Genomic DNA, 11,051 nt, shown 5'->3' with positions numbered 1-11,051 from the left:
AGAGTAGCAATTTTTTTTTTAAATTACATTCTACTTCAACTGGATAGGTACTGATAAGTTCGATCGGCATATACCTTTCGACCGTATCTAAGGTTATCATCTTAAGATCAGTAAGTTGAATATTGGCTTCTCCACTATCGCTTCTATAGTAACACCCTAACAATAAAACGTTAAATACGCATCCTATCAAATAAGCTTTTACTTTCATTTTTCAAAAGGTTGAATATCTTTCCTATTTAACTGGCCAGACTTATATAATCTGTAGCAAACTCACCTCGGTAGCGGAGTAAAATGCAAATTCGGTACTGTTAATGCACTTTCTGTCTTGTAAGAATCAACTTTTTCAGTTGACGAATTTCCTTTTGCTGATTAATCTGCGTGCGCTTCATCTTGGCTTTCAATGCTTTCATCTCCTTGTCTTGATCGCATAAATACAATGTCAGCTCTTCTACTTTTCTTAATAGCACCTTATTCATTTCCCCCAAGTTGATACCCATCTCAGAGACTTCAACTGCAGAAGGAACATCTGGCAAGTGATAATTTTTATCAACGTAGGCCCTCAACGCTGCCAATGGCGGTAAATAATACGATGGCTTAAAAACGTAATCTGGCCAGGCAGACTGTAGCTTCACAGTAATGGATTCAGCAATGGCGTTGCCAGCTATAGCTAACTTATAACCCACCGGGACGCTTGCTGTATTCACGCCAACCGAGCCATTAGTAAAAACGAAAAAATTGTCGTTCGAATTAATTGCTTTATTAGCCACAGCACTGTTAAATCCTTGAATTCGTAGGATTCCCAGATCGGTTGACGGGTTCGAATAGATATTATTACCCATCCCACTATGTTTTAAAACCAATAAAGGATTATCACTGCCCCACCCATCGCTATTTTTCATTATACTGAGCGGTATATTCCACTTGTCTGCACCTGCGCCGATAATTGCATTAAAACTGACGTCGAGTGTAGCCTGCGGGGATAGCGTACCAATACCAATATTTCCGGTCTGAGGGAATGGAAATGTATTTTGGCCATGGGCGATTGAAGTGACCAATGAGGCTATAACTACTATTAAGAATTTCTTCATATAAAAACAATGCAGAGGTAAGCGCCTATATCTTTCATACATATGAACTGAAAATAGATATGGTTCATATATCTTTAGGATCCCACCCGTCTTGGAACCATTTAAAGAAGTTTAATTGATCAACCGCGATTTTATCGCCAACACCACCCTCGGCATTCCTGAGAAAATCGTCATGACAGCAGAATAAAATTTATACATACTTGAAATTTGACATAAGTTTCAAGCAATGCGATATTTTACTACCCAAGCCCGGTAGCATTAAATTTTCGTAAGTTTAGAGATGGGACTAGATGGTCAGCCAGAATAAGTGAAGACTAATTGCATAAGGTTGGGGCAGTTATTGATTTTTTTAAATTGTGAATTGATCCACAATTTAGCCAACTTAAAATTATTCTGCAATATTTAAAGCCCATTATTTTCAATTAACCATGCGGTCAATAAAGACACTTTAACGATAATAACTTTCCAGAAAATGAGCCTTTATAACTGAATTTCCAGGAAGAGGTCCAAGCGGAGTAGCCGGTCTGTTCCGTTGCTGGTACGCTGCTCCTTTACGCTGTACAGTGCAGAGCGTATGCGGCCTATCTTCGCTGTGGCCTGCAACTCATTGTACAAGCGCGTGACCTGTGCAAAGCTACCTTGCAGCCCGATTTTTTGTACCTGGTATACCGATGTGCGATTATAAGGGTTGTCGATATCCGATGGCAGTTCGATCACCTTTACCTGGTGCTTTTGCGCCAGTGCGGATAAGCTGGTCAGTACCTGGCTCCTGAAGGTTAGTGAATCTACCTGGTAGAGTGTAAGAATAGTGTCAAGATTGCGGCTTTTGCGGTGCAGGTAGGCCGGCGAGTAAGCCATCCCCACGGGGCTTTGCAATTGGGTGCTGAGCCGCTGATTGATCTGACGAGCCTTAAAAGTTGGCAGGAAGGCCAGCTTAATGCTCAGCAGGGACAGCAGAATCGTAATGCCTGCCAGCAAATACGCTTTTTTGATGGGAAGCAACTGTTGCATATTAATACTGTATGATCAGCGTAAAATCGCCGCTGTTGCGTTCGGGGTTGTAATTATATTGCTCCAAACGAACTTCTTTTACCCAGGGCAGTATCTTGACCCGGCCCATCCACTCATTTACCGGGGTGATCTGCGCCGAGGTTCCGCGTACACGTACGTGACGACTTTGAAAGTGGATGGGTTTTTCAGCGCCGCCACTAGCTTCCTCCGGATTCACTGCGAGTTCCTGCCAGCGTACTTCAGGCGGAAGTAGCCGGGCAAGCCGATCAACGCGGATACTTTGATTTATTCCGCCCTCCCAGCCCAGTGAGTCCAGCAAGGCTTCTTTCCTTTGAATCTGTGCACTAAGCTTTTCCAGTTCGGCTGAGTTTTGTGCGGTTTGCCCAGCCTGCATCGCTAGGCGCCCGTTCTCGCCGTTGTAATAAGAAAATAGCCCGAAATTAATCAGCAAGAGTATAAAAAGCACCCCGAGGCCCGCGATGCTCCAAACCGTAACTTTACGCTCGCGAAGTACGGCATCTCGCGTGGCCAATAATACAGCTACCGTCGCTTCTATCGGCGGAATTTCGGCTGCCAGAACCAGCCCAAGTGCTGCAGCGTAGGGCAGAATAAGCTTTTCGTCTAATTTTTCATTTTCGAGCTTTATAGGAAAAACAGCCGTTAGAACCGGATCGAAATGGTAAGCGGTCCAGTTGCCACCAGCATCCCGCCCAACCTGGTGCCCATCAAAAATGAGCTCCTCTCCATAGGAGTTAAGCTGACCCTGCACCTGGCTGACCGGAAAAGGTCCTAGACTGAGCATTAGCACACCCGGTTTCACTTTGGCGAGCAAAGCGAGCCACTTATCCGCTTCTGATTTCCTGATCACCGCGACATATTGCTGGCTACCCGATGTCCAGTTCTGCACGTAAAAGTCTTCTTCTTTGGCATTGGGCAATACCTGGCCGAAATCCAAAGGCTTCCCTTCCTGCTGAACTGGTATTTGTCTGATCAAAACGCCTTTGCCACTCATATTCAGCGCTACTGGAGCACCTTCGGGCAACGCTTTGATGAGGGCCTCTATAGTGGTGAGACCGGCTTTCTTGTCACTAATATCCAGCTGGTTTCCCTGTACTTTTAGGGCACACAGGTGGTAGACAGGCGTTCCATCCGCCTGGATCACTAAACTGACCCCTGCTGCGCTGCTTACCCGGAAAAATGGCTTGAGTAACTGCATTGTTTACCGGATAATCGTAGGTTTAATAAAGACCACCGTTACCACTTTGCCTTTTGTCTTCGTCCGGCTGCTGAATAACCATTTGAGTACAGGAATGCGGGAAAGCAACGGAATACCTGAGCCGTTTTCACTGCTTTCATTGCGTTCAATACCACCCAACACGATCATGTCATCGTTGTGCACCCTAAGAATGGACTCGAACTTACTGTTCGAAGTCGGTGGCGGTGCATTATTGGGTGGTATGCCGATAAAGTCTGATATATCCACTTTGATTTTAAGGGTTACCTGGTCATCGCCTGAGACGATTGGGGTAACCCCAATGGCCAGGTTGGCTTCTACTTCCTTAAATTGGTTAGTAAAGATATTGGTCGGATTTGACAGTGAGGGAATAACATTCTGTGTCCTGATTTCATAGTAGCGCTTTTGCCCGATACTGAATACTGCGGGGTGACCATTCAGTGTCGACAGTTTGGGTACAGAACGCACCTCTACGTTGTCGCTCGTTTCAAGGGCCGTTAGTGTTGCATAAAAGTTAGGCGTCACATGGCCCAGGTTGGTTGAGGTAATCTTACCTACCTTGTTCAAAAAGTCATTGATGGATCGTGAGCCGAAGGTATAGTCGATGCCAGGTAGCACCGTTCCTCCCGTTTTTATACTGTCAGATATGCCAGCCTTGATACCAGTCGAGGTCGTCCGGTTCTTACGGATGTCTAGTAGCGTCACTTCGATCAATACCATGGGCACCAATAAGTCGATCTGCTTGACCAGCGACTCGATCTCGGCAATCTGCGGGCGTGAGCCTGATAATAATAAAGTATTCTGTTCCCGGAACTCCTTGATCTCAACCCCTCTTTTCCATTCCGTAGGGATCATCGCCAGTACCGTGTCTATCGAGCGGTTCTGCAATTGAATAACTTTGTTGGTGCGCAACCCTTCCAGTTTACGTTCGCCGATCAGGTAAATGCCTTTATCCAGGCTGAAGGTGTACTCTGTTCCCTTAAAAAGTGCCGACAAAAAGTTCTCATAGGTTACATCGGTCACATGCATACTGATCGTCCCTTTCAGATCGGAATACAAAAAGTAGCTTTTACCCGTTTGCAGTGAAGCCGACTTAACCATGTCCAACACAGATGCGCCGCTGGCATCGGCCGAGATTAGCTTTTGACCGCCAGCTGCCGTGCGAACATTTAAACCGGCCTGACTCGCTGTATTGGCACCCGCAGGTTTGAAGGCGCGACGAACGGCTGTATTCTTATCCCCGTTCACGTACAGCTGCTCACCGTCTTCCAGTGGTTCAAACAGATAAAAATTATCGTTGGTACGTTGTAACTTTAATTCGTTGGCATAGGCCAGTTTTTCCAGCGCCTCGGCAAAAGGCGCATTACTGATAAAACCCGAGACCTGCTTACTTTGCAGTGCCACGGGCGCCACTACATTCTTGCCGGACACCTGGGTGATCTTACGGGCCACCGCAGTTAAGGTATCATTGTTCAATTCCAGGCTAAGCTGACCGGTTAGCTGGTTATATCGCGCCACAATCTCTTTGGTAGTAGGGCCTCTCAGCAAAGCGGGATCTTGGTAAGCACTCACCTGCAAAATAGAACCCACCGGCGTGATTTCCAGGTTATACTGCCTGGCTAGAAAAACCAATATGTTCTGAGCGGTCACATTATTGAAATTGTTGTTGACCCGGTAGTTTAGTTTTGGATCGACACTGATACTAAGGCCATTGGACTTGCTCAGGGCCGTCAAAAAGTCCTGCAGCGAAGCGCCTAAAATGGAAAGTTGTACCTGATCCTTTAGGCCCGGAACAATGGCCGACAGGTTCTCCAGCCTCTGCTCCAGTACCTGAATGCGGTCCCCGGTCTGCGCCAGGACACCAAATGGCACAGCTAGCAGAAAGGCCAGGAACAGTAATAACAGCGAATATCTTTTTGCCATAGTGGGCTTAGGTCAATAGTTCAATAATAAGGGATAAATTTCTTCCAGTGAGGTGAGCCCTTCGCTGAACAGGGCAAAGGCATTCTCCGCAAGCGTTCGCACGCCGCGCTCCTGCAAATGGCTTTGAATATACATGTTTCCGCTCTTAATTTCCAGTGCTAGTTCCTGATCCAGCGGAATAACTTCATAAACAGCTTTGCGCCCCTTATACCCGGTATAGTAGCACTGTTCACAGCCTTCCGGTGTATAATGCATCTCGACTGTCCCGAATGGCTTAAATTGCCGCGGGTATAACTTGCTCTCAAACGCTGCGCTTTGCTTACAATGCGGACAAAGTAAACGAACCAGCCGCTGTGCGGCGGTGGTATTGAGCGTACTGGCCACCAGAAATGGCGGAATGCCCATATCCATTAAACGCGATACCGTACCCCAGGCGGAATTCGTATGGATGGTCGATAGCACCAGGTGCCCGGTCAGGGCCGCTCGTATAGCCATATTAGCTGTTTCCGGATCCCGAATTTCCCCTACCATAATCACATCTGGGTCCTGCCGCAGAAACGTCCGCATGGCCGAGGCAAAACCTAAGCCAATGGATTCTTTGAGCTGCACCTGGTTAATACCTTCCAGCGTGTATTCCACCGGGTCTTCAATGGTCAATATATTCCGGGTCTCTTTGTTAAGCAGCTTGAGCGTTGCATACAGTGTGGTTGTTTTCCCGGAGCCGGTAGGTCCGCTGATCAGCAGGATGCCGTTCGGCCGCCTGACGCCCTGCAGATAATTATTCAGGTCGAACTCAGAAAAACCTAATTTATACAGGTCAATGTCCGTCGCGTCGTTATTTAGCAAGCGAAGCACAACTTTTTCGCCATGCAGTGTAGGCAGCACCGAAACCCGGATATCAAACTGTTGTTCCTGAACCTTGAAGTTGATCCGGCCATCCTGGGGCAGGCGCTTTTCGGCTATATCTAGATTCGATAAGATCTTGATTTTATTAATGAGCGCCGGGTAATCTTCCCGCTTCAACAGGTAGCGCTCCACCATCATACCATCAATGCGAATGCGTACCCTGCATTTATGCTCATAGCTTTCGATATGAATATCACTGCTGTGCAGGCCTTTCGCCTCAGCGATTAAACGTTGTAAAAAATCATCAGCATTAGTAGCGCCCTGCAACTGCACGTTGCCCTGAACGGCGTTGTCCTTGATATAATATTTGGACAACAGGCGCGCAATCTGAGTTGACGGCAAAGGCTCCAGCACAATTTCGTAGCCGGTCAGGATCTCCATCTCCTCGGCAAGCTGCGCTGGCGAAACGGATTGGTCATAATACAGGCGTAACCGGTTACCCACCTGCCCCAGCGGCAATATACGATAATGCCAGGCTTGCTCCTTGGTTAGCAAGTGTACCTGGTCAGGTGATAAAAGAATATCTTCGGTTACATCCATGTGGTCATCCAGCTCAGTAAAACAGTTTCATTGGTGAGGGCAAAGTCCGGGTAAAGCCCGCCGGTAATCAAAACGGCTGCAAACAGCAGTGCTTGTAATCCTGCCAGGGGAATCGTTTTCTCGCCAGCCGGTCTGCGCCGCCATACGATCCAGCCTAATAATATCAGCACCAGGCTGGCTACATAAAAAGCGATGAAATTCAAAAGCGGGAGATAGAGTGCCAGGCAGAACAAAAGCAGCACGTCACCCCAGCCCAGCAACCCTGCTGTGATATTCACCCATTGCCGGGCTTTGAGCGAAAAGTACAAGGAAACCAGCAGCAATTGAATAAGCAGAAAGCTGATGGAAAGGGCCCCCGACAGCCCGATGGCCGGCCAAGTATCTCCCTGTATCAAGCGGATAGCCATGAAGGCAACGGCCAGTACCGGAAACCAGAACCAGTGCACCGAACGGCTGCGCAGATCCTCCCACCCGATCACCAGCAACACCGACAGCGTGAATAATTGAACTAGCAACAAATTAATCCGGTGTAACTTCCCTGAGTGTTTTATTCTGATTGATTTCCCATACGTTAAACGTACCGTTGCCGTTGAAATCCACTACTGCAGACGCTTTGGCGGTAAAGCCGGTATTGGTAGCGCTGGTAATTTCGATGCGGTAGTTGGCCCGGCCATCCTTTGCCTCTGTCGTCAGCTTCTCCTGGATAAAGCCAATCTCAGTCAGATCTGTACTGTACTTGGAAAATTCATAGAAATGATTTTTCTCCATCGTATGCACGTGCTCCAATTGGAGTTTGGCTTCCGTACTTTTCGCCTTAGTGATCAGCGGTAGCAGGTTAGGTAAAGCGATCAGGACAATGATCCCGATGATCACTAGCACCACGAGAATTTCAGTGAGTGTATACGCGTCCAGGCGTTTTTGGAGTAGCGGTTCTTTAGGTTTCATTATGTGATAAAGCAATTCTCTAACTTAAGATTAATTTACAATGCCGTCAAGTAAAATTTACACACACATTTATGGCGATTTTCACTGCCTTTTATCTACCATTTAATTTATGTTTTGCATGATAACTTTTTTCGCAGATCACTTAATTCGGCTTGCTGCCGCTTTAGGGCTTTTTCCTGGCGGATACTGCGGGCTTTCTGTTCGAGGAGTTGCTTATTCTGGTCGATCAGGTATAAAGTAAGCTCTTCGATCTTTTTAAGCAGCAAGGCGTTGGTTTCTCCGACTTGTATCCCATTCTTAGCAACCTCTGCAGCAGAAGGCACCTCTGGCAGGTGCCCATTGGCCTTGATATGATCTCCCACTTCCTGGAGTGACCTCAGGCGATATCCCGGTAGAAATACGTAATCTGCCCATCCCGTCTCTACTTTGATTTCCTTTGCACGTAGCTTGCCATTAACAGAAAGTTTAAACTGATTGTCAGGGGTAGCCGTATTGATACCGATGTTGCCATCATGATCGGTAATAAAAACAGGCTGGATATTCAGCGGCGTAATTTCTGTCAGTCCTGATGGTAGATTAGCTGATACCGTATTTTCAACCAATTGCGTTGGGTTGTTGCCGATAACGCAGGACTTAACTGCAATTGCCGTCCAACTGTTGGTTTGCAAATAGAAATCCATGCCATTGTTTGCATTTGTATACCCTTTTAAGCTATAACGTCCAGCATTCATACTGCCTTGGGTGACTTGCTTAATGATTAGCTCATTACGATTAGCGATGAAGAAGGTTGTTTCACCTGATGCAAATGATTCCCAAGCACCTCCAAAAATGTCTACCTTAATTTTAGAATAGTTATTAGCGTCACTTTGAGGCAAAGTCCCCAGATAAACATAGACAGGGTCGCTTGGACCACTGATCACCTGCTTGCCGTATTGCGCTTCGGCAATAAATGGCAACATCAACAGACATAAAATCGATAGTTTTAAACGCATATTATTACCTTTTAGAATGTTTATTTATTTTGGAGTCTAGGTTTTGCAATCTTGCGGCTAGGGAACGGATCTGGCGCTTTTGCAACCGGTTCGTATTCTGCTCGGATTGCAATTGCCGGTCCTTCTCGATAAGGTAAAGGGTCAGTTCTTCCACTTTTTGAAGAAGTTTCATATTCATAACGCCCAGATCAAACCCTTCTCTTTCCATAACCTTAGCTGCAGGAACTCCGGGCAGGTGTTTATTTGATTTCAGGAATTTATCCAGCGCTGACAGGGACAACAATGCATACTTTTTTTCGAATACATAATCCGGCGCTGGAACGGAAAGATCGATCTTCACCTCCTCTGCATGGATCCTCCCCTTGACGGCGAGTTTGGCATCTGGAATTGTCGTACCGACGCCGACGTTACCTGAACCATCAACAACCAAATCGTCGCCGTAGTTCCAATCTTGACCAGTGCCTGTCCCTTTATTGAACATTCTTCGGGTACCAAGAATTAGCTTTCCAGTTGCATCGCCGCTGTTTCCATTTCCCGCAACAGTGATAATTCGTGCTTGTCCCCAAGGGGTTTCTCCGTCAGCATTGGCCGGAATAACGAATTCAATTGAGGCACCGGAATTAAAACTTCTCCCGCCCGAGTTTCCTTGAATGATCAAGTCGCCGCTAAAAGCATTTGTAGGATTAACTGAAGAGCTTCCTGAAACCAAGTGAAGTTTAGATTGTGGATTCTTTGTCCCTAATCCCAGGCTACCGCTGAACATGGATCTTACCGAATAAATCATCAATTCGTCGAGATTTCCGTCCACAGTACCATATTTGTCAATTACAAGTTTCGGCGCTGCGGCACCTCCAGCTTGCAGTAAGCATAACCTGTGGCATGTCCACCATGAATAGTGAAAGCTGGCATCACTGAATTTTGGAGGTCACCAACCATAAAGGTCTGACCACCTCCAAAGACATGCAAGCCAGCTAGGGGATTTGTTGTTCCCACGCCCACGCCACCGGCGTTAGTATTATAAATTATGTTTCCGGAATTTGCCCATTGCGCGAATGAGGGAAGTGCAGCTATCATAGCGTACAGGCACAGTAGAATTTTTTTCATGTGATAAGGATTAGGAATGCAATATAGCAGTTTTCTGCATTAGACACTTAAGTATACTAATATAACCATAAGCAAACCATTTCATCGTGGATCGAACTGCCTGCTGGCTTTTCAAATGCTAACTTACAGTAAGAATGACAACAATTAACTAATTCTGTCGGTGTACCGAATAGCGCACCAAATTCAATATGTTTCCAAAACAAAAAAGCCTCTCAGATTTCTCTAAGAGGCTTTTTACTTATTTGGGTAGCGGGAGCAGGACTCGAACCTACGACCTTCGGGTTATGAGCCCGACGAGCTACCAACTGCTCCATCCCGCACTATGTTTGTTTTTTTATTGGACTGCAAAGATATAATTCGTTTCTTTGTACTCCAAATTTTATTTTAAATATTTTTTCTATATGAGTCACCGGGCCGGATTTGTGAGCATTATTGGTAAGCCTAACGCAGGTAAATCCACCCTGATGAATGCGTTTGTAGGCGAAAAGATGTCTATCATCACACCTAAAGCACAAACTACACGTCACCGCATTATGGGTATTGTTAATGCCGACAATTACCAAATCGTTTTTTCGGATACTCCGGGCGTTATCAAGCCGCATTATTTATTGCAAGAAAGCATGATGCACCAGGTATCCGGCTCTATTGTAGATGCTGACCTGATACTGTTCGTAACTGACATTAACGAAGCACATGACGAAGGTGACGTGTTAGAGAAATTGCAAAACTCGCAGGCACCGGTAGTAGTGCTTATTAACAAAATTGATAAAAGTGATGCCGAAACGGTAAAAGCCAAGGTTGATTACTGGCAGGAAAAACTGAACCCTAAAGCCATCTTTGCCATATCGGCGCTAATGGACCATAACATACGCGGCGTTATGGATTTTGTAGTAGAAAACTTGCCTGAGCATCCGCCCTATTATGAGAAGGATTTTTTGACCGACCGTAATGACCGCTTCTTTGCTGCCGAAATGATACGGGAGCAAGTGTTTAAACAGTATAAAAAGGAAATACCCTATAGTACCGAGGTAATCATCACTGCGTTTGAAGAAAGCGATACGTTATACAAAATCAGTGCTGAAATTATTGTAGAGCGCGACTCGCAAAAAAATATCCTGATTGGTAAAAACGGCGAAATGCTTAAAATTGTTGGCACTTATGCACGCCGTAGTATGGAAGACTTTTTTCAACGTAAAGTTTTTCTGCAAACGTTTGTAAAGGTTATTAGCGATTGGCGCAGCAAGAAAAATTATCTGAAGCAATTTGGGTACGAAGACTAAAATTTAGATGTATGCTGTGTGATACGAG

The 11,051-nt window shown here is 45.9% G+C and carries 11 protein-coding genes and 1 tRNA gene; 1 reads left to right on the top strand and 11 read right to left on the bottom strand.

Translation table 11 applies throughout. The features are described from left to right. Window positions 1-308 precede the first annotated feature (308 nt). From ABDD94_RS00590 to ABDD94_RS00540, 11 genes are all read right to left on the bottom strand, one after another. Window positions 309-1,088: a hypothetical protein gene (locus tag ABDD94_RS00590; RefSeq protein WP_345954235.1), complete on the bottom strand. Its 780-nt coding sequence runs from the start codon at window positions 1,086-1,088 to the stop codon at window positions 309-311. 480 nt (window positions 1,089-1,568) lie between these two features. Then, window positions 1,569-2,099: a hypothetical protein gene (locus tag ABDD94_RS00585; RefSeq protein WP_345954234.1), complete on the bottom strand. Its 531-nt coding sequence runs from the start codon at window positions 2,097-2,099 to the stop codon at window positions 1,569-1,571. A gap of 1 nt (window position 2,100) precedes the next feature. Continuing rightward, complete coding sequence (locus ABDD94_RS00580; protein ID WP_345954233.1) at window positions 2,101-3,261, bottom strand: hypothetical protein; 1,161 nt, start codon at window positions 3,259-3,261, stop codon at window positions 2,101-2,103. Between the two features lie 57 nt (window positions 3,262-3,318). Beyond that, window positions 3,319-5,256 carry a hypothetical protein gene (locus tag ABDD94_RS00575; RefSeq protein ID WP_345954232.1) on the bottom strand — a complete coding sequence of 646 codons (1,938 nt, stop codon included), beginning with the start codon at window positions 5,254-5,256 and terminating at the stop codon, window positions 3,319-3,321. Window positions 5,257-5,268: 12 nt separating this feature from the next. Further along, window positions 5,269-6,702 (bottom strand): GspE/PulE family protein, encoded by a 1,434-nt coding sequence (locus ABDD94_RS00570; protein WP_345954231.1) that lies wholly within the window; start codon window positions 6,700-6,702, stop codon window positions 5,269-5,271. Beyond that, a complete protein-coding gene (locus tag ABDD94_RS00565) occupies window positions 6,693-7,217 on the bottom strand; it encodes a hypothetical protein (RefSeq protein ID WP_345954230.1) in 525 nt (174 codons plus the stop codon). Before ABDD94_RS00565 ends, ABDD94_RS00570 begins: the two co-directional genes overlap by 10 nt. 4 nt (window positions 7,218-7,221) lie before the next feature. Continuing rightward, window positions 7,222-7,647 carry a prepilin-type N-terminal cleavage/methylation domain-containing protein gene (locus ABDD94_RS00560; RefSeq protein ID WP_345954229.1) on the bottom strand — a complete coding sequence of 142 codons (426 nt, stop codon included), beginning with the start codon at window positions 7,645-7,647 and terminating at the stop codon, window positions 7,222-7,224. Window positions 7,648-7,754: 107 nt separating this feature from the next. After that, a complete protein-coding gene (locus ABDD94_RS00555) occupies window positions 7,755-8,639 on the bottom strand; it encodes a hypothetical protein (protein ID WP_345954228.1) in 885 nt (294 codons plus the stop codon). 4 nt (window positions 8,640-8,643) lie between these two features. Then, window positions 8,644-9,447 carry a hypothetical protein gene (locus tag ABDD94_RS00550; protein WP_345954227.1) on the bottom strand — a complete coding sequence of 268 codons (804 nt, stop codon included), beginning with the start codon at window positions 9,445-9,447 and terminating at the stop codon, window positions 8,644-8,646. A 17-nt stretch (window positions 9,448-9,464) separates the two neighbouring features. After that, the gene (locus tag ABDD94_RS00545; RefSeq protein WP_345954226.1) at window positions 9,465-9,743 is read right to left on the bottom strand and encodes a hypothetical protein; all 279 of its coding nucleotides are present in this window, start codon (window positions 9,741-9,743) and stop codon (window positions 9,465-9,467) included. A gap of 243 nt (window positions 9,744-9,986) precedes the next feature. Further along, window positions 9,987-10,063, bottom strand: a tRNA-Met gene (locus ABDD94_RS00540). A gap of 81 nt (window positions 10,064-10,144) precedes the next feature. On the opposite strand from ABDD94_RS00540, the gene era reads away from it, so the two are divergent. Continuing rightward, window positions 10,145-11,023: a GTPase Era gene (gene era / locus ABDD94_RS00535; RefSeq protein ID WP_345949749.1), complete on the top strand. Its 879-nt coding sequence runs from the start codon at window positions 10,145-10,147 to the stop codon at window positions 11,021-11,023. Window positions 11,024-11,051: the final 28 nt, after the last annotated feature.

This window comes from Mucilaginibacter sp. PAMB04168 (assembly GCF_039634365.2).
Lineage (GTDB): Bacteria > Bacteroidota > Bacteroidia > Sphingobacteriales > Sphingobacteriaceae > Mucilaginibacter.
Note: the sequence above shows the minus strand (reverse complement) of the source record. Positions and strands in the feature narration are given on the sequence as shown.